The organism is Desulfopila inferna, from assembly GCF_016919005.1.
GTDB classification, from domain to species: domain Bacteria; phylum Desulfobacterota; class Desulfobulbia; order Desulfobulbales; family Desulfocapsaceae; genus Desulfopila_A; species Desulfopila_A inferna.
Window position 1 is genome coordinate 19,459 of sequence record NZ_JAFFQE010000008.1, and the last position, 25,524, is coordinate 44,982.

The 25,524-nt window shown below is 48.6% G+C and carries 19 protein-coding genes; 11 read left to right on the forward strand and 8 right to left on the reverse strand.

Going from position 1 to position 25,524, the window contains the following annotated elements; genetic code table 11:
* Window positions 1–124 precede the first annotated feature (124 nt).
* The 6 genes from JWG88_RS17545 to JWG88_RS17570 all read left to right on the forward strand — a co-directional run bounded on the left by JWG88_RS17545 (window position 125) and on the right by JWG88_RS17570 (window position 8,894).
* A complete protein-coding gene (locus JWG88_RS17545) occupies window positions 125–490 on the forward strand; it encodes a response regulator (protein WP_205235096.1) in 366 nt (121 codons plus the stop codon).
* A gap of 229 nt (window positions 491–719) precedes the next feature.
* A complete protein-coding gene (locus JWG88_RS17550) occupies window positions 720–3,323 on the forward strand; it encodes a hybrid sensor histidine kinase/response regulator (protein ID WP_443112643.1) in 2,604 nt (867 codons plus the stop codon).
* A gap of 682 nt (window positions 3,324–4,005) precedes the next feature.
* On the forward strand, window positions 4,006–4,836 hold the full coding sequence (locus JWG88_RS17555) for a formylglycine-generating enzyme family protein (RefSeq protein WP_205235098.1): 831 nt from the start codon (window positions 4,006–4,008) through the stop codon (window positions 4,834–4,836).
* A 53-nt stretch (window positions 4,837–4,889) separates the two neighbouring features.
* Window positions 4,890–5,807 carry a DmsE family decaheme c-type cytochrome gene (locus JWG88_RS17560; RefSeq protein WP_205235099.1) on the forward strand — a complete coding sequence of 306 codons (918 nt, stop codon included), beginning with the start codon at window positions 4,890–4,892 and terminating at the stop codon, window positions 5,805–5,807.
* Window positions 5,808–5,818: 11 nt separating this feature from the next.
* Window positions 5,819–7,861 (forward strand): MtrB/PioB family decaheme-associated outer membrane protein, encoded by a 2,043-nt coding sequence (locus JWG88_RS17565; protein ID WP_205235100.1) that lies wholly within the window; start codon window positions 5,819–5,821, stop codon window positions 7,859–7,861.
* Window positions 7,862–8,252: 391 nt separating this feature from the next.
* Window positions 8,253–8,894, forward strand: coding sequence for a protein-L-isoaspartate(D-aspartate) O-methyltransferase (locus JWG88_RS17570; protein ID WP_205235101.1), 642 nt, complete (start codon window positions 8,253–8,255; stop codon window positions 8,892–8,894).
* A 32-nt stretch (window positions 8,895–8,926) separates the two neighbouring features.
* Here JWG88_RS17570 and rarD read toward each other — a convergent pair whose 3' ends face one another.
* Entirely contained in the window at window positions 8,927–9,832 is a 906-nt protein-coding gene (rarD, locus tag JWG88_RS17575) for an EamA family transporter RarD (RefSeq protein WP_205235102.1), read from the reverse strand.
* A 377-nt stretch (window positions 9,833–10,209) separates the two neighbouring features.
* On the opposite strand from rarD, the gene JWG88_RS17580 reads away from it, so the two are divergent.
* Window positions 10,210–12,330 carry a thioredoxin domain-containing protein gene (locus JWG88_RS17580; protein WP_205235103.1) on the forward strand — a complete coding sequence of 707 codons (2,121 nt, stop codon included), beginning with the start codon at window positions 10,210–10,212 and terminating at the stop codon, window positions 12,328–12,330.
* A gap of 121 nt (window positions 12,331–12,451) precedes the next feature.
* Here JWG88_RS17580 and JWG88_RS17585 read toward each other — a convergent pair whose 3' ends face one another.
* From JWG88_RS17585 to JWG88_RS17610, 6 genes are all read right to left on the reverse strand, one after another.
* Complete coding sequence (locus JWG88_RS17585; protein WP_205235104.1) at window positions 12,452–13,207, reverse strand: cytochrome c biogenesis CcdA family protein; 756 nt, start codon at window positions 13,205–13,207, stop codon at window positions 12,452–12,454.
* Window positions 13,208–13,342: 135 nt separating this feature from the next.
* Window positions 13,343–13,759: a PilZ domain-containing protein gene (locus JWG88_RS17590; RefSeq protein ID WP_205235105.1), complete on the reverse strand. Its 417-nt coding sequence runs from the start codon at window positions 13,757–13,759 to the stop codon at window positions 13,343–13,345.
* A 464-nt stretch (window positions 13,760–14,223) separates the two neighbouring features.
* Window positions 14,224–15,270 (reverse strand): two pore domain potassium channel family protein, encoded by a 1,047-nt coding sequence (locus JWG88_RS17595; protein ID WP_205235106.1) that lies wholly within the window; start codon window positions 15,268–15,270, stop codon window positions 14,224–14,226.
* On the reverse strand, window positions 15,270–16,247 hold the full coding sequence (locus tag JWG88_RS17600) for a YihY/virulence factor BrkB family protein (RefSeq protein ID WP_205235107.1): 978 nt from the start codon (window positions 16,245–16,247) through the stop codon (window positions 15,270–15,272). Before JWG88_RS17600 ends, JWG88_RS17595 begins: the two co-directional genes overlap by 1 nt.
* A 14-nt stretch (window positions 16,248–16,261) precedes the next feature.
* Window positions 16,262–16,495 (reverse strand): YqaE/Pmp3 family membrane protein, encoded by a 234-nt coding sequence (locus tag JWG88_RS21995; protein ID WP_205235108.1) that lies wholly within the window; start codon window positions 16,493–16,495, stop codon window positions 16,262–16,264.
* Between the two features lie 254 nt (window positions 16,496–16,749).
* Entirely contained in the window at window positions 16,750–17,427 is a 678-nt protein-coding gene (locus tag JWG88_RS17610; RefSeq protein WP_205235109.1) for a hypothetical protein, read from the reverse strand.
* A gap of 525 nt (window positions 17,428–17,952) precedes the next feature.
* Here JWG88_RS17610 and JWG88_RS17615 point away from each other — a divergent pair.
* The 3 genes from JWG88_RS17615 to JWG88_RS17625 are packed head-to-tail and all read left to right on the forward strand — an operon-like array spanning window position 17,953 to window position 23,040.
* Window positions 17,953–18,597 carry a TetR/AcrR family transcriptional regulator gene (locus JWG88_RS17615; protein ID WP_205235110.1) on the forward strand — a complete coding sequence of 215 codons (645 nt, stop codon included), beginning with the start codon at window positions 17,953–17,955 and terminating at the stop codon, window positions 18,595–18,597.
* A complete protein-coding gene (locus JWG88_RS17620) occupies window positions 18,581–19,732 on the forward strand; it encodes an efflux RND transporter periplasmic adaptor subunit (protein WP_205235111.1) in 1,152 nt (383 codons plus the stop codon). Before JWG88_RS17615 ends, JWG88_RS17620 begins: the two co-directional genes overlap by 17 nt.
* The gene (locus JWG88_RS17625; protein ID WP_205235112.1) at window positions 19,729–23,040 is read left to right on the forward strand and encodes an efflux RND transporter permease subunit; all 3,312 of its coding nucleotides are present in this window, start codon (window positions 19,729–19,731) and stop codon (window positions 23,038–23,040) included. The genes JWG88_RS17620 and JWG88_RS17625 overlap by 4 nt, the downstream gene beginning before the upstream one ends.
* A 179-nt stretch (window positions 23,041–23,219) precedes the next feature.
* On the opposite strand, the gene JWG88_RS17630 is transcribed toward JWG88_RS17625, so the two are convergent.
* Window positions 23,220–24,056 (reverse strand): response regulator, encoded by an 837-nt coding sequence (locus JWG88_RS17630; RefSeq protein WP_205235113.1) that lies wholly within the window; start codon window positions 24,054–24,056, stop codon window positions 23,220–23,222.
* A gap of 472 nt (window positions 24,057–24,528) precedes the next feature.
* On the opposite strand from JWG88_RS17630, the gene JWG88_RS17635 reads away from it, so the two are divergent.
* Window positions 24,529–25,482, forward strand: a complete 954-nt coding sequence (locus JWG88_RS17635) for a radical SAM protein (RefSeq protein WP_205235114.1) — start codon at window positions 24,529–24,531, stop codon at window positions 25,480–25,482.
* Window positions 25,483–25,524 lie beyond the last annotated feature (42 nt).

The following is a 25,524-nucleotide window of genomic DNA, read 5'->3' on the forward strand; positions in this document are numbered from 1 at the left end:
TTTCTTTAAAGACAATTGCCTAAGGGTGGTAAATGTATTGAAAGATTGATAGAATGTGAATATGGTATATCATGCAGCTCAATGAGATATCACAGCACTACTAGAGATTAACGGAACTGAAATAATGAAGAAGATATTATACATTGAAGATGATCACTCTCTTCGCCAGCTGATTAAATTTATTATAAACAACAGAGATGATCTTCACCTGTTAGAGGCGGAAACCGGTGCTGCAGGCCTGCAGCTCGCCCTCCAGGAAGCTCCCGATATTATTCTTCTAGACCTCAGTCTGCCTGACATCTCCGGATATGATATTTTACTCAAGCTGCACAACACTGAGGCCACCGCCGAAATACCGGTTATCGCCATGAGTGGGGACAGCCTGCCGGAAGACATCGAAAAGGGTTTGCGGGCAGGATTCAGGGGATATCTGACCAAGCCTGTCGACATCAAGAAATTCTATGCAACACTTGATGCGGCCCTAAAATAACACACACCAATTCAACGCATTACTCTCGAAAGTGCTAATCCCGCCCCCTATCTCTTCTCCGTTCAACTCCCGGCGGATGAATAGAACCATTTATGCACGAATTAGTATTGCCAATTTTGATCGAAGTTGCTAAATGTTTGGGTCTTACTATTTGTTTCTATCACCCTGTTCTTCCTATTGCCGATTGCAGTGGTAAGTTTGGTCAGCGCTGCACCGAGCAGGATACTTTATGAGCGTATTCAAACTTACATCTCGATTTCATTGGAATAATATTGTTTCACGTTTTTTGCTTATCTTTTTGTCACTAGCCCTTTTTTTTGGCAGCATCACATTTTTATTCTATTACAAGGATGTTGATGCCGAACAGCTTACAGTAGAAAAAAGTGAATTTTACAAGATAAATTCCCAGCTGAAAATGGTGAATTCAAGATTTGAATCCATCATCACCGATCTGCGCTTTCTTGCACTGCAAAGTGAACTATCCGACTACCTTGAGGACAGTAATCCACGTAATCTCGATAATCTGGCAGATGAATTACAACTTTTTTCCGACATAAAAAGAATTTACGATCGTATCCAGTTTATCAATGAAGACGGCCTGGAAAAAGTGCTTATCGACAGGAGCAGCACTCCCCCTGCCCTCCGCAATGGTAGCCGGCTCCAGGATGAAGTCCGACATTCCCTTTTACAGTCGACTCTTTTGCTGCCAAGGGGCCAAATCTTCATTTCTCCTCTCAATCTGAGCGGCGGCGAGGACGAGCGAAGCAATACCCTGATCCGCTTCAGCATGGCCGTCGTTGACAGCAAGGGCAAACCCCGCGGCGTCATTGTTCTCAACTATCCAACCACTCACTTGCTTGAGAATCTGCAGACAACCGCCACAAATTCACCCGGAGAAACACTGCTGGTTACCTCTGACGGGTATTATCTCGAGGAATCGACAACAAATCCGACAAATTCCGAAGAGGCTGTTTCCCTCAAAAATATAGAGAATTTCTTGAATGAAGAGTGGCAATGGATAAGGGATGCTGAAACCGGTCAATTCATCTCTCCAAAGGGGCTGATAACCTTTAACACCATCTATCCCTTCCAGCCGGAAGCTGGGGAAAAAGGCCAGCCAACCGGTGTTTCAGGTATAAAAAACGACAGCGAGTATCTATGGAAGACCATCTCCTATGTACCACGGAATACCCTGAACGAGTGGCCTGAAAAAATCCTTGGCCGCATTCTCCTGCTCTACACCGTCTGTCTGGTAATTATCGCCATCAGTTCCTTCATTCTGGCACGAACCAGCCTGCGCCGCAGAAGAGCGGAAAAGGCCATGCGAGAAAATGAGGAAGAATTGCGTGCTATAAACGAGGCTGCCGCAAATGCCATAATCGCCATCGATAACAACAAGAATATTATTCACTGGAACCCAGCTGCGGAAAGACTTTTCCAGTATAGCGCTGCCGAAGTCGTCGACATGCCTATCACTTCAATTATTTCCCCTCCGAAACACCAGTCGAGCTTTACCAAAATCTCCCGAAAGTTCAAGATGCCGGTCGATACAGACAGTATGGAAGCAAAAACCATCGAGCTGTATGGCTATAAAAAAGATGGCTCCGAATTTCCGGTAGAAGTTTCCTTTTCCGCCTTTAAAAAAGGCGACCAGTGGCATACTGTCGGAATCGTACGCGATATTTCCGCGCGCAAAAAGATGGAAATGGAGGTACTGCGGGCCAATAAATTTGAGTCCCTCGGCGTGCTTTCCAGCGGCATCGCCCATGATTTTAATAATCTGCTCACCGCCATCATCGGCAATATCAACCTGGTCAGCAAACTTTCCGGAACACCTCCCGATTCTTTCGATCTCCTCAAGAATGCCGAAAAGGCTGCTCGGCGCGCCAAAGCGCTGACCCAGCAGCTTCTCACTTTCTCCAAGGACGGAATACCCATACGTAAGACAACATCAGTGGAGGATCTGATCCGGGACTCGGTTGAGTTTGCCCTGCATGGCTCCAAAATCGCCAGCAGTTTCGATATACCCGATGATTTGCTCCTTGTCGACATCGATGCCGGACAGATAGGTCAGGTTATCCAGAATATCGTCACCAACGGCCGCCAGGCGATCAGGGGCTCCGGGGCAATAAATATCTGCTGCCGCAACGTCGAAGGCAATGAACTTGATGCTCTGCCTACCAGGGCCGGCGGCCAGTATATCGAAATCGCCATCAGGGACAGCGGCCAGGGAATCGCCAAAGATGATCAGACCAAAATCTTTGAGCCCTATTTCACCACCAAGGACAATGGCAGCGGACTCGGCCTTACTATTGCCTACTCCATTGTTCAGCGTCATGACGGCTTTATCACCGTCGATTCCGATGAGGACAGTGGCTCTACCTTTACGGTTTATCTTCCCGCGGCAGTCGACCAGCATCCCACAAAGGAACAGGAGGCACGAAAGGGAAAAGGTAAACGTTTCAAGATCCTGGTGGTCGACAGCGAGGAGATGCTTCTCAATATCGCCGGTCGCATGCTGGTCCATCTTGGTCACGAATGCATCTGCGCCGGAACAGCCCGGGAGGCACTCGATCTGTATAAGCATCTGTGGAAAACAGGCTCTCCGGTTGATGGCGTCATCGTAGACCTTACCCTGCCCGGAGGCATGGGCGGTAAAGAGACGGCAGGGGCAATTTTTGACATCAACTCAGAAGCCCGAATCATAGTTTCCAGCGGTTACTCCAATGATCCGGTGATGGTCGATTTTGACGAATATGGCTTCTGTGCTGCTATCGCCAAGCCTTTTGACATGGATGAATTGGCCGAAGTTATTGAAGAGGTGTTGGAATAAGGTACCAAAGCCATCACTTTTTTTCGTTTTTTTCTCATTATTATATATGATAATTTGACTATCCCCTCCCCTATAACATACAATTCAACCATCACCACCGGATTCTCAAAGAAGAGAGTCGACAATACCTTGCGGTAAATCGTAAAGTTCTCCTCGAAACATCTGAGATAAAGTGAAAGTTGTAAAGAAGTAACTTAAAATCAGTCCGTTTTTGACTAAAGGTTCATCGGTATGCCTGATCATTCCCAGGGTATGCCTTTTTATCATGTATCTTCGGAGAAAGCCGTCTTCCGAGATTAAAGCGGAATGTTTTGCCACCACATCTCATCCCGCTATATTCAGGGATTCAAGCAGTTAATCGCCTGCTTATTAGCACAGCTCCAGAGCCGGGGGAGAACTGTGCGCCCTTGATGCCTGGTATACACTCTCAGTCAGTGACTGAACCAGTCTTGACAGTAGAGGGAGGCATAGGAAAAACATCTTCACCAGCAGAATAGAAAGTACATTCTGAGAATGAGTATTTTTATATCAGGTTTTCATCCTGATTCTTTTGCATTTTTTTAAAGTAAATTCACCACAACCCATAAATAGTGGAGAATGGTACCTTGACGAAATTCATTGCGATAAACACGAGATAATTTCCAGGGTGCTACCAGATAAAACGAAATGGAGGAGGTGCAGAATGACTTTCAAGATGCCTGGTACGTTATTGATTCTTTTACTTTTTGCTTATCCCGCAGCAGCCCAGGGAGAAGATCCCTACACTGAGACCACCACAGGGATGGATTTTGTTTTTATAAAAGGAGACTGTTTTGACATGGGCGATACGGTAGGTGGAGGTGATCCCAGCGAAAGACCGGTCCGTGAGGTCTGCGTATCCGATTATTATATCGGGAAACATGAAGTGACCAATGCCCAATACCAAAAGTTCAGATCCGAACACGACAGCGGCATGTCTGAGGGAATCAGCCTGAATCAGGAAAATCTGCCGGTGGTCAATGTCTCCTGGGAGGATGCTGTTGCTTTTGGCGAGTGGCTCTCTCTGAAGACGGAGCAACAGTATCGCCTCCCCACTGAAGCCGAATGGGAATATGCTGCACGTGCCGGATCGGAACAGAGCCGCTTTTGGGGCAATAACCCCAATGAAGCCTGCAACTATGCGAATGTAGCGGATATGACGGCACAGGAACATTGGGCAAAATGGACCACTTTCAACTGCGATGACGGCTATGCCATGGCGGCTCCGGTAGGAACGTTCAAGCCCAACGATTTTGAACTCTACGATATGTTGGGCAATGCCTGGGAATGGTGCTGGGACGTGTACAACAGCGAAGCCTATGAAAAGCTCCCGAAGGATGATCCAATCTACCAGGGAACAGGAGAGTATCGGGTTATGCGCGGCGGTGGCTGGAGCAATGGACCTCTGGGGATACGAAGCTCTCATCGCGTGGGACTTTCACCGGAATTCGGTCATCATGCCCTTGGTTTTCGCCTGGTGAAAGAGGCCCGGTGAAGTAATACGTTCTGAAGCTTGCTCAAAATTTCATATAATCCTGGAGGCACCATATGAACAGAAAACGTACTTTTTTAACGGTAATACCACTGAGCCTGCTCCTGCTCTCCCTCTCCTTGTTCTTCAGCGCTGCCGGGGAGGCGCAGGAGACCGAGCCCGGAGGATTTATCGGCGCGGAGACATGTATAGAATGTCATGAAAGCCAATATGAAAGCTATGCCCGGTCAATTCACTCCAGAGAATCGATAAAGGGACCGCAGTCACAGGATGCCTGCGAAACCTGCCATGGCGCCGGTGCACTGCATGTCGAGAAAGGTGGCGGCCGCGATGTCGATATCTTCACTTTTGATGACGACGTCGACCCGGAAGCCCGTTCGGCAAAATGCCTCACCTGCCACCAGACCTCCGAGGGCATGGACTTGTGGAGCCACAGTGCCCACAGCCGCAATGAGGTTTCCTGCGACGGCTGTCATGATCTGCATGTCGACGGAGTGCAAAAACCCAACGAGCCGGAAGTTTGCTTTAACTGCCACCGCGATATCAGGGTTCAGGTTAGCAAACGCTCGCATCATCCGATTCTTGAGGGCAAAGTTAACTGCTCTTCCTGTCACTCACCCCACGGTAGTCTCAGCAAAAATCTGGTGAAAGCCGATGATACTCAGCAGCTCTGTCATTCCTGCCATACCGATAAACGGGGACCGTATATCTATGAACATCCACCGGTCGAGGAGAACTGCCTGACCTGCCACACTTCCCACGGCAGCAGACATTTACGGCTTTTGACTGAGAAAGTACCCAATCTTTGCCAGGATTGCCATGACTGGTCCCGTCATCCCGGAACACCCTATGATGCGGAAACCGGATTCATCGGGGAAAGCCCGAGCAACAGATTTTTTGCCAGGTCCTGCTTGAATTGCCATGGCACTATTCATGGCAGTAATACATTCGAAAACCACAGACTTACTAGATAGGAGGAGGGAATATGAAAAACAGACCATTAATGCTCGTAGCAACAGCCCTGCTCATCCTCCCCTTCGGTAATGTTCTTGCCGCCGGCAATGAGGGTATGAGTGGCTCGATTGAACTAGGAGCACAGTTTTCCGACGGAGAAGATGAAGGCGCAAAATTTCAGGAATATCAAGATCTTGATAGCTCAATATTCGGTGATTTCCGCTTTGATTACTTTCGAGACTCCTTTTACTTCAAAGCCGAGGCTGATAACGCCGGCCTGGACGATCAATACTATCAACTCGACGGCGGTATCTATCAAAACTACGATTATTCACTCTTCTATGATGAAATACCTCACAATATCTCTTTCGGGGCACGATCATTTTATTCAGGATTGGGTTCCGACCGGTTGACCATTGAAGCCACCCCATCAAGCCCCGACACCTGGCGGTCTTTTGATTATACCATTGACACCAAAAGGTATGGCGCCGATGTAGAATTGTTCAAGGCCTCTCCATACTTCTTAAATATCAATGTCAACAGACAGGAGAAAGACGGGTTGCGGCCACTGGGAAGCGGTAGTTTCTCGGGAGTCGTGGAAATGCCTGAGCCGGTAGATTACCAAACGAATAATTTCATTCTGAACGGCGGTTACCGCGGTGAGACGATGTCGCTCAAACTCTCAGGCCTGTACAGCACTTTTGACAACGACAACACCACCCTTGACTGGGAAAACCCGTTTCTGGGAATAACCGAACACAATTCCCTGCCGATGGATAATGATTTTGGCAAAGTCGGGGCCACATTTACCTGGAGACAACTGCCCTGGATGTCAACATTAGCCGTGAGTGGAAGCTATTCCGACCTGTCGAGTGATCTAAGTATCTTTGAGACCGGGACATCAATTCCTACCGGTCTCAACCGCACCGAATTCGATGGAGATATCGCCACCACCAGACTCTCTGCCGCATATACATCCCGTCCCATGGACCGGCTGGATACCAGGGTGTTCTATAAATACTACGACAGAGACAACGATTCGAGTGTCATTGATTACGATGACGGCGGCAATGACATCCATCTCTTCGATTATTCCAAACACACTGCCGGCCTGGAAGGCGATTACCGAATGACATATCAGACCAAACTCAGCGGTGGCTATACTTTTGAAGATGTCGAGCGCCGCAACCGTCCGGATGGCGACAGCAACCAGGACAATCTGTTCTTTGCCAAACTAAAAAATACCAGCCTCGATTACCTGACGGCAAAAGTTGAGTATACATACCTGAACCGGGATACCGATCCTGATTTTGATCTTGTCGGGCTTACCGTTTTCGATGCAGCCTACATCAATCAATTCATGCAGCGTTTCGATGTGGTTTCAAAATCGAAGCATGCAGTTGAATTTGCCGTAGAGGTCTTCCCTCTTGATGCTCTTGATTTTGGTTTGTCCTACACCTATGTCAAAAACGACTACGATGAGGTCATTCTGGGACGTACTGAAGACACCGGTCACGAATTTTATTTGGATTTCCTGTGGCGGGCGGCAAAATTCCTGACCCTGAACGGTTTTGCCGGTTATGAGAACTATGAAGCAGACTCGAACCACTATAACTACCAGGCCGGTGCAGGAACACCGCCGCAGACCGCCGATCCGACCATCGAGGATGGAAATCCCTCCTCGTTTCTCTGGACCCAGGATCGGAATGAAGATTTCTGGACGGTTGGACTCGCCACGAACATACCGCTCATGAGCGAAAGATTACTGCTGGGCCTCTCTTTTCAATATCAGAAATCAGACGGCGAATCAGGCTTTACCAGCCAGGGCCCCGCACTTGAGCCAATTAATGAATACGAGGATTATTACATAACCACCTTTGAGGCCAAAGTGAAATATGCCATGAGCGAAGCTCTGGCCGTGAACCTTGGATATATTTTCGAAGAAACCGATTATGATGACCTGCAGTATCTTGGCTACGACCTAGCCCCCGGAGGAACTTATCTGACCGGAGCCTACAGCGACCATGATTACGATGCTCAGGTCGGCTATGTTACCGTACAATATAACTTCTGATCAGTTGGTGTATGCCTGAGTCGGGATTATCGCCAAGATAGTCCCGGCTCGAGGTGAAAAAGTCCTGGCTCCTTTTCCCTAAAGTTCTTTACCGTTGATACTTTCCCATAACTGAGACTCCTGCAAGGATTCACCGAGGCCCGTCCTGTTTTAGAGGATAACAATCTTGTCAAACCGGATATCCTACCCTTTATTATCCTTTCGTCCGCCCCCGCTAAAGGCTATGACAATGAAACCAAGCTGCACAAGAAGGTGGTCCGACAGCCTGTTCAGAGCTCCACCATTGCCGTTCCGATGAAATCAATGACACAATGCCGATTGGCATGGACTTTGTATCAACTTCTCTCACGGAAACCTCACCAAATAGTCTGATATGGAGGGTACGAATAACATGACAACAGACTTCGAACGGGCTCGGGAAAAAATGGTAAAGGAGCAGATCATCGGCCGGGGGATACATGATCGTAAGGTTCTTGCAGCAATGAGAAAAGTTCCCCGGCACCTTTTTGTAGCTGAAGAACTCCAAGGTCTGTCCTATGCCGACAGGCCCCTGCCCATAGACATGCAGCAAACTATTTCACAACCGTATATGGTTGCTCTGATGACTGAAGCACTTGAATTGTCAGGAGACGAAAAAGTACTGGAAATCGGTACAGGCAGCGGTTATCAGGCGGCTGTTCTTGCTGAAATCTGCAAGATTGTGTATTCAGTCGAGTCGTTCCCTGGGCTTCATGAAAAAGCATCGGCACTGCTCCGAGGCCTTGGATACAAAAATGTGGTCACTACGGTTGCCGACGGGACCCGGGGCTGGCCCCAACATCAGCCCTACGATGCTATCATCGTTACAGCCGGCGCCCCGGATATCCCCACCCCCCTTCTCGACCAGCTCGCCGAAGGCGGCAGGCTGCTGATACCGGTTGGAAACCATGTGTCGCAGCAGCTCAAAAAAGTTATCCGGCTCGCTGATGGGTTCAGTGAAGAGATGCTTCTCGGATGCCAGTTTGTCCCGTTACGCGGGGAGCATGGCTGGTAGAGGGCGTGAAATATCCGGGCTGGCCGGCAATACTACATTTTTTTCAGAGCCGTCTCTATCCGCCATGCCCGGACCTGATGGCTGAGACCATCCCAGATAAGCAAAGCAAGAGCCATCCAGATAATTGCAAAACCAAGCATCCGCTCAGCAGGAAACGGTTCATGATAGACGAAAATACCGACAAAGAGACTGATGGAAGGTGAAAGATACTGCAGCAGACCTACAAGAAAAAGCGGAATCTTCTGGGCGGCATAACAGAAACAGAGAAGCGGTGCTGTCGTAGCCACTCCGGTGCCCGCCAGAAGCATGGCCTGCATAAGTGAGCCCTGCAGAAACGGTCGGCTTCCTGCAATCTCAAAATAGAGAAGAAAAGCACAGGCCGGCAGAAAAAGTATACTGGTCTCCAGACACAAGCCCTCCAGTGCCGGAACTGTAGTGATTTTCCGCAGCAGCCCGTAACAGGCAAAGGTGATTGCCAGGGAGAGGGCAATCCAGGGTACCTCTCCATATATCCAGGTGAGATATGAAACCCCCAGAAATGCCAGAAAAACGGAAATCCATTGGACTTTCCGCATCCGTTCCTTGAGAAAAATGACACCGAAGCAGACAGAAACCAGTGGATTGATGAAATAGCCGAGACTCGCTTCGACAATATGTCCTGAATTTACCGACCATATGTAAATAAACCAGTTCATCGATAAAATGAGAGCCGTTAGTAAAAAATAGGAAAGCTGTCGTATCTCCCGGAAAAGCTGGAAAAAACCGCGGATATGCCCGGTAATCGCCAGCAGAGCAAGAGTAACCACCAGCGACCAGGCCATTCGGTGACTCAGAATTTCATAGGCCGGAACGGTGTCGAGCAACTTCCAGTAGATCGGCAGCAGCCCCCACATCACAAATGAGGATGTTGCAGCCGCCATCCCCTTATTATAGTTCATTTTCAATCATGACTCGTAAAAAGTTCGCTTTATATCGCTGTAGATCTGAAATAGCAATTCACCATTGTTATCACACGTAATCTAAAAACCCGTACTGCCAAAAAACTGTTATGCCGAAGATCGGACTTTACGACCCCACCCGGCAAATGCAATCCAAATATTTTACACTTTCAGCATCTTCCGGCGAAAGCAAGATATCTGAATTTCGGGTCTTCTCATTGATTGTTCCCGAAAAAATCGGCTACCCACAGACAGTGTCTGAAAATATGTATATACTATTCTGAACACATGAATATTCCCTTGTAGCAGATGTCCCGGTGTTACGCCAGCAGTAATCCCGGCTATAGCTGGAAAAAGAAAAGGAGCAGGTAAAGGCAATGGCACAGCACAATAAAACGGCAAAACCCAACAGCCTCATTCATGAGAAGAGCCCTTATCTTCTGCAGCATGCCTACAACCCGGTTAACTGGTATGCCTGGGGTGAAGAACCTTTTGAGACGGCCCGACGTGAAAACAAGCCGGTTTTCCTTTCCATTGGTTACTCTACATGTCACTGGTGTCATGTCATGGAGAAAGAATCCTTTGAGAATGAAGCTATTGCAGAAATTCTCAACAGGAACTTTATTTCCATCAAGGTTGACCGCGAAGAACGTCCGGATATCGACCAGATATATATGATTGCAACCCAGGCCATGACCGGAGGAGGCGGATGGCCCATGTCCGTCTTCCTCTTTCCCGACAAAAAACCGTTTTATGCAGGCACCTATTTTCCGCCGGAACCGAGATACAACCATCCCGGCTTTGCCGAACTGCTCAATTCAATCACTCTCGCCTGGTCCGAAAAGAAAGAAGCCCTGTCCGAGTCCGCCGAAAAAATCACCTCCTATCTGCAGGATTCCTCGACCGTCTCTTCTGCGGAAAAATTGAAGAAAGAGTGGTCGGATACGGGTTTCAAAGCGTTTCGAGAGAGCTACGATGCCCGTTTCCACGGTTTTGGCACCAATAATAAGTTTCCACGACCGGCCTGCCTGGAATTTCTCCATGCCTATGCTTACAGGACAGGAAACGAGACCGCCTTCAGCATGGCCGACAAAACTTTGGAGGCCATGGCCCTGGGCGGAATGTATGACCATGTCGGCGGCGGCTTCCATCGCTACAGTGTCGATCCGCAGTGGCGTATTCCTCACTTTGAAAAAATGCTCTATGACCAGGCACAGCTGGTGGTTTCTTATCTGCAGATGTATCAGCAGACCGGGGACCCGTTCTTTGCAGATGTTGCCGAGCAAACCATCGAATATGTCCTCCGTGATCTGCGCCATCCGGAGGGCGGCCTCTACTCCGCGGAGGATGCGGACAGCGTCAACCCTTATGACACGAGCGAGCAGAGTGAAGGTGCTTTCTATCTCTGGAAAGAAAGCGAGATCAGGGAAGTTCTCGATGATGCGGACGCTGAAATATTCATACAGTGCTATGGAATAAAGGCAGAGGGCAATGCTCTTGAGGATCCCGCCGGGGATTTTATCGGCAGGAATATTCTCTATATGGAAAAGCCGTTGCCGGCGCTTGCAGATGATCTCGGTAAGGACCTGGAAGATCTGGAACACTCGCTTGATCAATCAAAAAAACTGCTTCTTGACAGGAGGAGCAACCGAATCAGACCGCATCTCGACGATAAGATTATCACAGCCTGGAACGGCCTGATGCTCTCGGCACTTTCCCAGGCGGGCCGTATCTTCAACAACAAAGAATACCTGGATGAGGCGGAGCGGGTTGCCGCCTTCATCCTGGAGAACCTGATAACCGATGGGTATCTGCAGCGCCGCTGGCGCGAGGGAGAGGCTCGCTTCGACGGCGTGCTCGAAGATTATGCTTTTTTTATCCAGGGCCTGCTTGATCTTTATCATGCCACGCATCAAGGCCGTTATCTGCAAACCGCTATCGATCTCTCGGAGAAGCAGCTCGAAATATTTGCCGATCCTCTAGGAGGTTTCTTTAACAGTAGGGAATCCACAGATCTTCTTACCAGGATGAAGGAAACCTATGACGGCGCCGAACCCTCCGGGAACTCTGTAGCCGCCATGAATTTTCTTCGACTGGGAAGAATGCTCAACAATGGCCAATGGGTGACTCTGGCTGAAGAAACCATCAAATCATTCGGCAAGATTCTCGATACGCACGGCTCGGCAATGCCTCTCATGCTTGCTGCGCTGGAGTATAGTTTCGATGCACCCGAGCAACTAATAATTGCGGGCACACGGGGTGAGAAAGACACCGAAGACATGCTTCAGCAGGCAAGCCGCTTCTTTCATCCCCATCTGCAGGTTCTGCTGGCCGACGGCGGAGAAAATCAGGAGATGCTAACCACTTCCCTGGATTTTTTCGACACCGTTGAAAAAATCGACGACAAGGCCACCGCCTACCTGTGCAGGGATTATACCTGCCGAATGCCGACCAATGATGTCGAAAAACTGGGTCACCTTCTTGAGGAAATGAAATAGTGCTTTCGCGGGCAGAACTGAGAATATCGACTATTGATAATAGTCGTAAAATTGTCTCGGATTCTCAAATGGTTTTTTTGAAGTCGGAGTTTATGTTTTGTGGGTGTTTATGGCGACGCCATCACTGTTGAAAAAGCAGACCACTGGAGAGCCAATAATAGATTATGTAGGAACCTGCAAATATTGTCAGCACCGCTGATATCTTCTGAACGTGAGGAAGGAATCTGCGCATGGCGCTTACCACCACGCCCTCTTTGACAAAGGCCATTCCCAGTGTCAAAAGCAAAAGCACCAGTCCCATTCCCAGAATATAGCTGAGAAACTGGACAACACCTCCGACAAAATCACCGGCGGTAAGAGAACCCGCCATCACCGCCAGGAAAATAGGCAGTGTACAGCTGAGCGAGGTGGCACCGAAAGCAACACCAAAAAGAAAAAAACCTTTGAAGGTCAGTTTCCGGGGATCTCCTATTTTATTTGCCAGATTGAGCATAAAATTAAGAGAAAAATGCTTACCGAAAAGGATCCAGATACCTAAAATAATCAGGATACAGCCGACGAATATGGCGATCCAGGGCATAATATTGCTTAAAAAAACCCCTCCTGCAGAAACCAGGAATCCCACCGCCCCAAAAAGAGCACCAAAACCGGAGGTGACCACCAGTGTAACCCAGACTGCTTTACCAAATCTGAGGAAAATCGAGCGGTTGTGATAATTCTTCTCTTCAACGCCGAGATACAGAGAGAGGTAGACTGGAAGCATGGCGAAACCGCAAGGATTCACGGCTGATACCATTCCCGCTCCAAAGGCATATCCCAGGGGAAGATACCCTGCCACCTGGCTCAGCCACTGACTCGCCCAAACCTGAATATCCATAAAATGTTAACCTTTCAATATTCTTTTTGATTCATTCGGCTGCACCAGATAAAAACCTGCAATGCTGAAGAAAGATCGGGTTTTCCCGAAGTTGGAGTTTATGCCCGTATGGGCGCTTATCGCAACCCCATCACATCATGGTTTATCCAGATCTACATTAAAAGTTACATCAAGTTCGTTGCCGTCTTCATCAATAAACCGCTGAAAAAAATCGTGTTCTCCTATTTGTTCTATAAAATCCAAGGTTTCCTGATACCTATCTATATGCTCAGCTATTATTCTAAAGCTCTTGTCGTCTATATGAGTGGTCTTGAATCCTAAAAGATTTTTCGTCTGCCTGATAAGTTGGGCGCTCAGCTCGATTTTTTCGTCATCATCAGTCAATATAACGATATCATACCTGTCTTTGGGAAGAGACATTTCCGGAACAGTTATGGCAACACCACCCTGACTGATATCGATAGCTTGCGCCTTTATGTGTGCTTCTCTGCCTCTGGACAGAAGAGCTTCGCCACTGAGGGGAACCCGGAAATGTATTCTTTTACAATCCATGATATCCTTATTTTTTTTGATTTTTGTCCTTCCCGTAGGACTGCAAAAAAATGTTCCTGCTATTATCATGTAAGCTGAATAAATCCGTAAGCTGCTTACTTTCATTAAAAAAGCACAAGAAAGATCCGTCTAAAGAGGAAATTTTAGGCCGATTGCCGGGGTAAACTCTCCCTTGTCTCTGGTTATGCTGAAATCAAGGTATTCGAGGGTAGTCCAAATCGGGTCGACCCAGAAGTTACTTCTGCCGCTGTTCGCGTTACTTTGTTTGATCTGGTAGCGGAGTTCACCGATGAGCCAGCCGATACCGTGGTAGCCAGGGAGAATATCACGATTGCCGAAGGGAAGCAAGAATATACAACGACATAGAATTCAAGAAAAGTAACTCAATCAGGGTTGTATTTGGTGGGCAAAAAAAGATCGGGAACCTGATTTATGAGAATCTGTCAGAACAGGCAGCGTTGACATCAATGCAGGCCGGAGGCTGCTTTCGCTGCTTCAGCTTCATCGGAGCTTTGCTGCCGCATGCCCTCCTGCCATTCCCAGCCGGAATAGGCGACGTAGCCATCCAAAGTTCGTCTTCGTTCGTCCAGGGCCTGCAGCCTTCTGTCAAATTCATCGGCCTCAACACTCTGCCGCTCAAAAAAGGCAAGATCATTCAGGGACAGCGAAGGTGGTGGTTTATCGGCAAGAGGGATACGCAGGGAACGCAGGGTACGAAGGTAGAAGGTCAGGCTGTGCCGGAGCGGCAGTAGATTTTCAGCTGTCGCCGGCAAATCGGCGCTTCCATTGAGAATGAGTGTCAGTGTTTCATCGAGGTCCGCCAGAGCTAGAGGCAGTGAGGCTTTAGGATTGCTGCTTTGCATAAAGCGAAGGACTGGATAGGCGAGCTGCTGTTGCCCGAGGCGACTGATTTTTTCAGTCAAGGGCTGTAGATTTTCAATAAGTCCGTGCAGTCCCAATCCTTGAAATGAGGGAATGAGTCCGCCCCTTGCAAAACCCATGGAATGTATGTAAACCGCGAGCTGGCGCTGTTCGACCACCGCGGAAACAACAGGCAGAAGATAGGTAATGACCAGGGTGACCATGAAAAAACCGCTAATTGCCAGAACTATGGAAAGGATTTCCCAGAATTCGCTTCCCGCTTTAAAATCACCTATCCCCAGAGTGATAAAAGTGAATCCTACGTAATATGCCCGCTGCAGGAAGTTCGCAGTCGCTCCGCTCTGAGATTCGAGTACGGAGAATTTCGAAATCGAGAATATCAGGGTCCAGCCGAGCCAATAGAAAAATATCCACACAGTAATGGATGCCAGGATGATCAAGCCGCCGCAGAGGGAGAGGGAACCCCGGAGCATGAAGCGCCGGTGCAGTTTGAGACAGATTTTCCACAGTCCGCTGGTCAATGGAAAAGTGAGCGGCCCGGCGCCGCTTAAAAGCATGGTAGTGGTCATGACATCCCAGAGAACGATAATGACAAGCAAGGTACCAGCCAGACCGAAAATATAATCCATCAATTTTTCCGCTTCCCGGTTTTTTTAGTGGGGCTCTTTCCGACGGTATCAGCGACATAAGCCCCTCGCTCCCCCAAGGGTTTCGAGGGACCGTGAGTAGTATCCGTTTGGGTCTGAAGCTCCATTTCCGCGTTGATCTCTGCTCCCAGCAAAACGGCAAAGGCGGTAATATAAAACCACATGAGCAAAATTATGATCGCACCTATGGAGCCGTACATCTCGTTGTAGCTGTCCGAATGTGACACATACAAAGAAAAAAGAATGGAGACGGCAATCCAGAGTAATGTGGCAATGATCGCCCCCCAGTTAATCCATTTGAACTGCGCCTGGTTTCGATGCGGGGCGTAACGGTACAATAATCCCAACCCCATGATCACGAAGAATGCCAGAAGGGGCCAGCGCAGGATACTGGTCAAGGTTCCTGCCATTCCGGATAAGCCGATATACTTCAGCAGTATTGGAAAAACGACAATGAATCCGAGAGAGATCAGTACAAAAATGATGGCGCCAAAGGTCAGCAGCAAGGCTAGAACATTGAGAGCTATGAAACCGCGTGATTCTTCTTCACCATAGACGATATTGAGTCCGGTGATGAAAGCCTTCATGCCCTTGGTTGCACTGCCCAGGCTGAAGAGGATGCCGATCAGGGCTCCAAAACTCACCCCCCCGCCTGCCCCTTCGGCAACCCGTTCGAGCTGGTTCTGCAGAATCTTCATGCCTTCTTGGGGGAGGATTCCAGAGAGTGTCGAAACCTGTTGCTGCACCTCTCCCGGATTGGAAACCAAGCCATAAATGGCTACCATTGCTCCTATTGCCGGGAAAATGGCGAGAAGAGCATAAAAGGCCACGCCTGCAGCGACAATGGAGAGGTTGTCCTTGCCGAGGTCCTCTTTTGTTCTGAGCAGTATGTCCTTCCACCCTTGCCAGGGAATATTGCCCGGACGCCTGGCACCACGCCCCCTGTTTTCTTTACTCATCCGTAGTCATCTCATTACCTTTTCAGGACTACCCATAATGCATGAAGAATACCCGGGATATACCCGAATACGGTCAGCACAAGGTTGATCCAGAGATGCTTCCCCACTCCTTCCTCTACAAGGACACCCAGCGGCGGCAGGACAATGGCGAGAACGATTTTGCAGATGTATTTGGCATTTTCGTAACCACCATTTATCGCAACAGGTGTATTGTTGCCGAGAATCCGGTCTTGTTGTGTTGCACTCATAGTGATTTTATTGTTTTTGGTGTTTAATAACTGATGATCTCGCAATTAATCATCGCAGTAGCCGAGATACTGGACGCCAATTGCCACATCACCTTGATACGGCCTGTCCCTTTATTTTTATTTCAAGCAATATTTATGCCTCAATAACCTTACTGAAAAAGTTTTGAAAATCGTTGAACCTACCAACAGCATGACAGATTTTTTCCGGTCAATCATCCAATTCGGCAAGAACAGTCCTGTAATAACGGAATGGTTCAGCTTTCTCTTACGATAAGACGGCGGAGTTCCTCTTCCGGAAGGTCATTATTCACAATTAGCTGAGCACCCAGAAACTGCCGGGTCAGCCACACTAGAATATCTTCGGTATGTTTCGCCACTTCAGGGTTTTCCTCCATATATCTGTCGAATACATCTGCTTCCCCCAGAGTTCTCCGTTTCGTTATCCTCCTCTTGCGTATAATCTGATCAACAGATAGAACAATGGTGTGAAAAGAGGGTATGGTCCGCATCTCCGCCAATGTTGCGGTTAAACCCTGAGGAAGAGGAATCAGATCTTTGCGGGGATACCGAAGAGCCCAGTAAATTGCCAGCCCCCGCAGATAGCGGTGGCCGATGATAATAAGTTTTTCACCAGGAGTTTTGAATTTTCTTAGATCTCTTTGCAACAATACAGTGAGTATCCTGGGAAGCAGGAATCCAAAGAAGGGTAGAAGAACGAGGAAGGCCCGTTCAAGAAATAATACCAGCGCAGTCTTAGCCCCACTGGTATTTTCCGCCGCTTTGCTGCCGCTGAGGAGATTTTTTCGCTTCTCGGCACAACCTCCTCTCTCCCTGATCAGTCGCTGCGCGATTTTGGCCAGATGATCCTTGCCGGCAGCGTCTATGCCGACAATCAAGATAATATCGGGAATATCTTCTGGTTTTTTAGACAAGATATAATTTACCCTCGGTTTGGGATTGTAGAAAGGCCGACATCCTGTGAAGCTTTACGGCCAATTTCCCTTTGCTTTTATACCTTTTTCATATTGATGGGCTCGTAAAGCTCGATTTACGTCTAATATATCAAGCTTTCTCGAAGCCGGAGTGTGTGCCCTTACGGGTGCTTATCGCGAGTCCATCTCGGTGATTACAATTACTTATTACAAGATTATCACTAATTACCATATAAGATGGACTCGTAAAAAGCCCGATCTACGTCGTTGTAGATCTGAAACGGCGATTTGCCGTACCACATGTACTGCCAAATCGCCGTTTCAGATACTACGCCTAGTATATCAAGCTTTTTCCAGAGTCCATCCCGGAACTTCGATGACTTTTTACGAGATTATCATATAAGGTTTATCAGATAATTACCTGAAGAAAAAAATCGACCGCGGTCATTTTTTTCTTGACCTGATGCTCGTTGTGGTTAAAATCTCGACTGCGGTCGACTTTAACGAAGGAATCAAGAAATGAGCATGTCGCGAGAAGAAAAAAAACAAAAAACCAGAAAGGCAATAATAGCAGCCGCCATTCATCTTTTTGGCAAAAAAGGCTTTGAAAAGACTTCCATTGCCGAGCTTGCCCGAGAAGCTGGCATAGGCAAAGGAACCATCTATTCCTATTTCCAGACAAAAAACGAAATATTTTATGCCTTCTGTGAAGATCAGCTGGAATTCATACGCGACGAGCTTGTCGGCAAAACCGACCCGAAAGCTCCCATACTCGAACAGGTCATGACCGTTTTTATGGGTGAGTTCATTCACGTCACTCAAGACCGGAAATTCGGCTGTTTTTATATGCAGCAGGTCCTTTTTCCTGATGATCTTGATAATGGTAGTTTTAAAAAGCTTGAGGATAAATGGCTCGAACTGCTTTTCTCCCTCTACGAAATAGCTCAGGAAAGAGGTGAGCTGCGCAAGGATATTGACCTTCTCTATCTCGCCGGTCATTTCTATGCTCTCTATATCCTGGTTGTTTCAGCCTGGTATTCAGGAAGAATTACTGAGGAAGAAGTCGCTCCGGCAATGCGGCTGCTTTTTCAACAGGCACTTGAAGGCCTGGCACCATCACCAGTCTCAATCCCAGAGCAAAAGGTAAATTACAATGGATCATCAATATAATCAACCAACCACAGCCAGAGCCAAGTCAGTTTATTTTATCTGGAGAATTCTGCCCCGGCTCGTCCTCCTTTGCCTTTTCCTTCTGATAATAGCTTTGGGGATGGCTACCACCCGGAAACAGAATTCAATCGCAGCCGACAATGCTGATGCAGTGAGTAAAGAGCGTCCTCCCGTCAATACAGTTGTCTTTCCCCTGCAGCGCTCGGTAATCAGTGATCGAATCAATCTGCCCGGCAGCATCGAACCATGGACCAAGCTGGAACTGATGGCAAAAGTCAGCGGCGCCATCAATGAAGTTCTTGTTCAGGAGGGGGATAAGGTAAAAAAAGGCGATATTATTGCCCGGATTGAAGATAATGATTACAGGATCGCCCTGCAGCGCGCTCAAGCCGCCTATAAACAGGCGAAGACCGACTTTGAACGCGACCAGAATATTTTTGAGAAGGGGGTCATTCCTGCCGCCCAGTTGGATGCCAAGGAAACCAAAATGCTCACCGCCAGGGCGGATCTCGACAATGCCAGGCTGCTCCTGTCCCGCACCACGATAACGGCTCCTATCGATGGAATAGTGCGCAGGCTTGATGCCAAGATCGGTCTGCTTCTTTCCGTTGCCGACCCCATTGGCCAAATACTGCACATCGACAAGGTCAAGGGGGTAATAGGCATCCCTGAATCCGATGTCGCAGCGGTGCGCCAGCTCGATGAAATAGCGGTAAGCATTCAAGCCCTTGACAGACTTGGCGTCCGCGGAAAGAAACATTTCCTTTCACCCTCACCCGATACCACCGCGCGGTTATACAAGATGGAACTCGAAATAGACAACCCTTCCCATAGTATTCTGCCCGGCATGTTCATTCGTGCCGACATCGTCAAAAGGAGTGTGCAGAATGCCATTACCATCCCCATATACGCCGTTATTTCAAGAAATGATGAACATTTTGTCTATGTCGAAAAAGATGGAGTAGCCACCAAAAGACTGGTTGAACTCGGAATCATGGAAAAATGGATGGTTGAGGTAAAGAGCGGTCTGAACCCCGGAGACAGATTGATTGTCGAAGGACATAGAAATATCGAAAATGAACAAAGGGTCGAGGTCGTCAAGGTGCTCACCAGTGTGGATAATTATACATTATGATAATCTCGGATACGGCAATACGAAAAAGCACCACCGTCGTTGTTCTCACCCTGCTGCTGATCATCTTCGGAGTCTACAGCTATCTCTCGCTCCCCCGGGAGAGCGATCCGGATATAACCATACCCAATGTCTTTGTTTCCACTACCTATCGAGGAGTGTCGCCTGCCGATATCGAGACTTCGATAACCATAGAAATCGAAAAAAAACTCAAAGGTCTTGACGGCCTCAAAAAGATACAGTCCGTCAGTTCGGAGGGTACCTCTTCGATCAATATCGAGTTCGTCACCGGAACCGACATCGACCAGGCCCTGCAGGACGTCAGGGACAAGGTGGATGAATCTCTTGGTGAACTTCCCACCGATCTGGATGAAGATCCTTCCGTTTTTGAGGTGAACTTCTCCGAGATGCCCATCGTCGTCTTCTCCCTCTCCGGCACCTGCGGATTACCCTGCCTGAAAGAGATCGCCGATGATATCGAGGATGACGTCGAAGCTATCACCGGAGTTCTCGAAGCCGATGTCACCGGAGGGCTGGAACGCGAAATCCGGGTCGAGGTCATTCCGGAAAAACTCGCCTACTACGGACTTACCATCGGTAATTTCGAAGCAGCTGTCAGAAGCGAGAATCAAAATACCTCCGGCGGCACCATACAACTTGGGAATGGACGTTATCAACTGCGCGTACCAGGAGAATTTTCCACACCCGAGGAGATCTACGGTCTGGTAATGGCCACCCATATGGGTGAACCGGTCTACCTCAAAGACGTCGCCACGGTCGTAGACGGCTTCAAGGATGAAGCAAGCAGATCACGGCTCGACGGCCGCTCCGCCGTTAATATCGCGGTAAAAAAGCGATCCGGGGAAAACATCATCGCCACCAGCGAGCAGATCGACAGGGTCATTGAAAGACACCAGGCCACCTGGCCTTCGGGAACGGAGATTACCAAGGTGATGGATAAGTCACGGGACATCCATCTGATGGTCAAGGACCTGGAGAATAATATCCTCTCCGGTCTCTCCCTGGTACTTATCGTCATCTTTTTCGCCATGGGTATACGCAACGCCCTGCTGGTAAGCATGGCCATTCCCCTCTCGATCCTGCTTTCCTTCACGGTTCTGCAGATTATGGGGATAACCCTGAATATGGTGGTGCTTTTCAGTCTCACCCTGGCCTTGGGCATGCTGGTGGATAATGCCATTGTCATTATCGAAAACATATACAGGTTCATGGAGCAGGGGGCAGGTCGAATCGAGGCGGCAATGAAGGGCACATCGGAAGTCGCCTATCCCGTTATCGGCTCCACCGCAACCACTCTGGCGGCCTTTTCCCCGATGCTCTTCTGGCCTGGCATCATGGGAGAATTCATGAGCTATCTGCCCCTGACCCTGATTATAACATTGTCCTCAAGTCTTTTTGTGGCACTGGTGATAAATCCTGCGCTTGCCTCGATTTTCATGAAAGTCAGGAAAATCGGGAATACCGAAGCCAGAAGTCTTGAAGAGGTTTCCAAAGCGGTTGAACAGCCCATCGCCGTCAAGGGAAGATTTCTGAAAAGCTATGCCCGGCTGCTCTCTTCCGCTCTCGACATGCCTTTAACCGTAATCGCCACAGCCTTCTGTGTGCTCATCCTGCTCTTCCAGTCATGGCTGTTGGTCATTGGCCTGGAAAAACCGGTGGAATTTTTTCCTGATATTGATCCAAAGGGCATGTATGTCAACATGGATGTTCCCGAGGGTGCCGATCTCGATTATATCGATACCATTATTCAACGTGTTGAGCGGGCTCTGGCAGGATTTGGCTACAATCAAGAAGATGTCTTGATCGAAGAGGCACTGGCACCGAAGAAACATGAAAAAGCCACAGGGGAAGAGTTTTACGGCCCCAGCGACTTGAAGAACATCAAGAATATTTACACCAAGGGAGTTCTTTCGGCCGGAGGTGGATCAGCCTTTGACGCCAACACCCCTAATCATATCGGAATCCGTTTTCTCGAAATCGAAGAACGGCTGCGTTCCACTCACGAAACAGTGGACGATATCAGAGAGCGTGTTGAAAACATTCCGGGCGCCATAATCACGCTGGCCATGGAAGCGGAAGGTCCGCCAACAGGAGCACCGATCAATATTGAGATCGCCGGAGACAATTTTGCCGTTCTCAGTGAGATCGCCGGGACCATCAGGGAAATTCTTGAAAAGGTACCTCATGTCAAGGATATTCGCGATAACTACGTTGAAGGTATCCCATCTGTTGAAGTCAACGTAGATAGGCAGAAGGCCTCGCTCTTCGGATTGTCGACCAACAGCATCGGCTTCGCCCTGAAGAGTGCCTATAACGGTCTTGAAGTTTCTTCTTACCGCGAAGGTGACGATGACTATGACATCACGGTACAACTGGGGGAAAAGGACAGAAATGTTGTGGATGTCCTTCATGAATTGATGCTGCCCACGCCATCCGGGGAAATGGTGCCCCTTTCCACAATCGCTACCGTCAGTTTTGAAGGTTCTTTAGGCGATATCAACCGGATCAATAATGAACGGGTAGTGACGGTGAAAGCCAATGTCGACGAAACCAAAATTCCCGGACCGGTAGCCCGCGAGCATGCCGCAAAAATCATGCAGGATCTGCCCATTCCTCCCGGATACAAACTGACCTTCACCGGTGAACATGAGTTTCAAAAGGAATCGGAAGAGTTTCTTTCCAAGGCTTTCGCGGTGGCCTTATTGCTTATTTTTCTGATTTTGGTGAGCATGTTCAATTCGGTGACCCAGCCCTTTATTATCATGACCTCGGTGATTCTCTCGCTGGGCGGTGCTTTTTTGGGACTGGTTCTGTTCAGGTCACCCTTCGGCATCATCATGACCGGGGTTGGCGTGATTTCACTGGCGGGTGTAGTGGTCAACAATGCCATTGTCCTGATAGACTATACCAATAAACTACGCCAGCGCGGTTTTGCCCTGCGCGACGCCGTCATTTCCGCTGGGGCAACCCGCCTGCGTCCCGTTATACTGACGGCGGTAACAACCATATTAGGTCTTGTTCCCATGGTAACCGGAGTCTCTTTTGATTTTCACATCCTGGCAATTTCGTGGGTAAGCGAGTCGAGTCAGTGGTGGAGATCAATGGCGGTAGTGGTAATTTTCGGGCTGGTGGTGGCCACCTTCCTGACGCTGATCGTGGTGCCGACTCTCTATTATATGATTGAACGTTTTTTTCTGTCACGCACCAAAATCCTGCAGAGAATCAGCGAAATCTACTGGAAGCCCTATCCCTTACTGGCGGGTGAAAAACAGCGGCGGGAGAAAAGATAAGGCAAAACGGGGTTGGTTGGTATGTGTGATGTTCTGGTAAAGAATCATCGAAGTTGTGGGATCGACTCTGCGATAAGCACCCGTACGGGCATAAACTCCGACTTCGAGAAAGTTGATCTACCAGGCGTAGTATCTAAACGTTGCAGCATCTATCCAGCTTTTTACGAGTCCACCATTTGTTACTCAGTAACATGAAGAGTAACCGCTGTTAAAAGTTCCAGGGCCAGCGCATCCGCAGCATTTTTGAGCTTATCAATATCGGCTTTGACTTCCTTCAAGCCGCCCTGCAGGGCTCTGCTCTCTATGATGCGGGCTAGCTGCTGACACTCTTCCGCGGCAAAATGGTTGACCGCTCCCTTAAAGGCATGCGCCGCAAAGCTGAGCTCCTCGCCATCATTTTTTTTAAAAGCATCTATGACGGCTGCCATAAGGAAATCCTTTTTTTCGAGAAAAATTTTCATCAGCTCGAGCAGCAATTCCTCATCACCGCTCACATACTCACGAGCGAGCTGTCGGTTCCAAGTGCGCAGGGAGCTTTCTTCGCCATCCTCGGGTTTAACCACAATGGAAGGCTGAGGCTGCTCTGCTCCAGCGCAAATGCGGCAAGCAGAGGCGCCATGGGCAAGCAGAGAACGCAGGTATGGTATCAAGGTCTGCGGTTCAATAGGTTTGCTGATATAGCCATCCATCCCCGCGGCGAGACAGATGTTTTTTGTCGAATATGAGAAACTTGCCGTCATTGCGATGATTATTTGCGGAGCATCTCCTCGCTCCAGTTCTCTGCGGCGTAATATCTCAGTCGCTTTTATTCCCCCCAGAACCGGCATCTGGATATCCATAAAGACGAGATCGTAATGCTTTTCTGCTGTTTTCTTCAGAGCTCCTCTGCCGTCGACGGCTACTTCAACTTCGAAACCTATTTTTTCCAGTAAACTCCTGCCGACACGCAGATTTATTTGCTCATCATCCACCAGCAGCACCTTGCCCTGCAACATATCTACGCACTTGGTTTCCATCCTTTTCTCCGTCTCCTCCTCCCCGCCGTAATTTTCCCGAAGGTGGTTCTTTTGAAAAATCCGGCATTCAATGAAAAAGCTGATTGAAAATGAAACTCAGCTGGACTCATGCTGTACAGTTAAAAAGATATTGCAAGAGTGGGTTCTCACCGTCCGGGATGACTGATTTAAGATGAGACCGAAAATACTATCCTATTTTCAAGCGTCGAGCAACATACATCCTGATCACCCTATCCTCAGCTCAAGGTTGGGCCAGAAAATGCTGAGTTCCCGGGGTAATCAGATACTTAATAATCTCGTAAAAATACCAATGCCGGGATTGGCTCTGGAGAGACAGTGGTTCGGCTTTTTTGCCTAACAAATTTGGCAATTGCACTCATTCGTTGTATAATCAGGAAGGAGACGTGGTTTTGCCACTGTAGAGAGCAAGTGATTTCCGGCATTATGTTTTATTTTCAGAAGAGAAGAAAATATGAAACCAGGATATTTACAACTCTTTGAGAGTGGTGAGTTGCAGCGCCGCATTGATCATGCGTGGAAGATTATGGAGTGCTGCACCATATGCCCTCAGAACTGCCGTGTGGATCGGATAGCCGGGTCTTTAGGTGTTTGCGGAGTGGGACCGCTCGCTCCGGTCTCAAGTTACGGTCCTCATTTCGGTGAAGAGCGGCCTCTGGTGGGACAACGGGGCTCCGGCACCATCTTTTTCGCATCCTGCAACCTTCTCTGCATTTTCTGTCAGAATTATGAAATAAGTCACTTCAATGAAGCGGATGCTCGCCATCTCTCCAGTGAAGAGCTCGCCGCTGTCATGATCAGCCTTCAGCAGCAGGGATGCCACAACATCAATCTGGTCACCCCGACCCATGTAGTACCTCATATTTTAAGAGCACTGCCGGAAGCCATCAGAAACGGACTCAGACTTCCTCTGGTATACAATAGCAGCGGCTACGACTCCGTTGAAACACTGGCCCTGCTTGACGGAATAATCGATATTTATATGCCTGACTTCAAATTCTGGAGAAAAACAACAGCCAGGGCGTATACCAAGGCCGCTGATTATCCCGAAATTGCCAGGAAAGCGATTAAAGCAATGTTCGACCAGGTGGGAAATCTTCGTATAGACAGTGAAGGAATAGCACAGCGCGGACTGCTGATCAGGCATCTGGTTATGCCGAATCATGTAGAAGAAACCGGCAAAATCCTCACCTTTATCTCTGAAAAAGTTTCATCCCGTTGCTACGTCAATATCATGGACCAGTACCGGCCCTGCGGCACCGCCTCGACTCCAATCGACAGAGACCTGAGCAACCGTGAATACCAGGAGGCGCTTGCCTATGCCAAAGCGACCGGTTTGGTTCAGTTAAATGAAAACAGGCTTACCGACCTCCTCAAGAATCTCGGCATTCTCGGCGGATTTTTTTAAGAAGATCCTGTTCTAATGCCTGTCCGAGCTCTTTGCTCCAAC

Bases quoted from the DNA above. Each gene is read 5' to 3' on its own strand.
- JWG88_RS17555 (WP_205235098.1), top strand. From the start codon at position 4,006: ATGACTTTCAAGATGCCTGGTACGTTATTGATTCTTTTACTTTTTGCT.
- JWG88_RS17550 (WP_443112643.1), top strand. From the start codon at position 720: ATGAGCGTATTCAAACTTACATCTCGATTTCATTGGAATAATATTGTT.
- JWG88_RS17565 (WP_205235100.1), top strand. From the start codon at position 5,819: ATGAAAAACAGACCATTAATGCTCGTAGCAACAGCCCTGCTCATCCTC.
- JWG88_RS17615 (WP_205235110.1), top strand. From the start codon at position 17,953: ATGTCGCGAGAAGAAAAAAAACAAAAAACCAGAAAGGCAATAATAGCA.
- JWG88_RS17580 (WP_205235103.1), top strand. From the start codon at position 10,210: ATGGCACAGCACAATAAAACGGCAAAACCCAACAGCCTCATTCATGAG.
- JWG88_RS17585 (WP_205235104.1), bottom strand. From the start codon at position 13,207: ATGGATATTCAGGTTTGGGCGAGTCAGTGGCTGAGCCAGGTGGCAGGG.
- JWG88_RS17635 (WP_205235114.1), top strand. From the start codon at position 24,529: ATGAAACCAGGATATTTACAACTCTTTGAGAGTGGTGAGTTGCAGCGC.
- JWG88_RS17570 (WP_205235101.1), top strand. From the start codon at position 8,253: ATGACAACAGACTTCGAACGGGCTCGGGAAAAAATGGTAAAGGAGCAG.
- JWG88_RS17560 (WP_205235099.1), top strand. From the start codon at position 4,890: ATGAACAGAAAACGTACTTTTTTAACGGTAATACCACTGAGCCTGCTC.
- JWG88_RS17630 (WP_205235113.1), bottom strand. From the start codon at position 24,056: ATGGAAACCAAGTGCGTAGATATGTTGCAGGGCAAGGTGCTGCTGGTG.
- JWG88_RS17620 (WP_205235111.1), top strand. From the start codon at position 18,581: ATGGATCATCAATATAATCAACCAACCACAGCCAGAGCCAAGTCAGTT.
- JWG88_RS17590 (WP_205235105.1), bottom strand. From the start codon at position 13,759: ATGGATTGTAAAAGAATACATTTCCGGGTTCCCCTCAGTGGCGAAGCT.
- JWG88_RS17600 (WP_205235107.1), bottom strand. From the start codon at position 16,247: ATGAGTAAAGAAAACAGGGGGCGTGGTGCCAGGCGTCCGGGCAATATT.
- JWG88_RS17545 (WP_205235096.1), top strand. From the start codon at position 125: ATGAAGAAGATATTATACATTGAAGATGATCACTCTCTTCGCCAGCTG.
- JWG88_RS17625 (WP_205235112.1), top strand. From the start codon at position 19,729: ATGATAATCTCGGATACGGCAATACGAAAAAGCACCACCGTCGTTGTT.
- rarD (WP_205235102.1), bottom strand. From the start codon at position 9,832: ATGAACTATAATAAGGGGATGGCGGCTGCAACATCCTCATTTGTGATG.
- JWG88_RS17595 (WP_205235106.1), bottom strand. From the start codon at position 15,270: ATGGATTATATTTTCGGTCTGGCTGGTACCTTGCTTGTCATTATCGTT.
- JWG88_RS21995 (WP_205235108.1), bottom strand. From the start codon at position 16,495: ATGAGTGCAACACAACAAGACCGGATTCTCGGCAACAATACACCTGTT.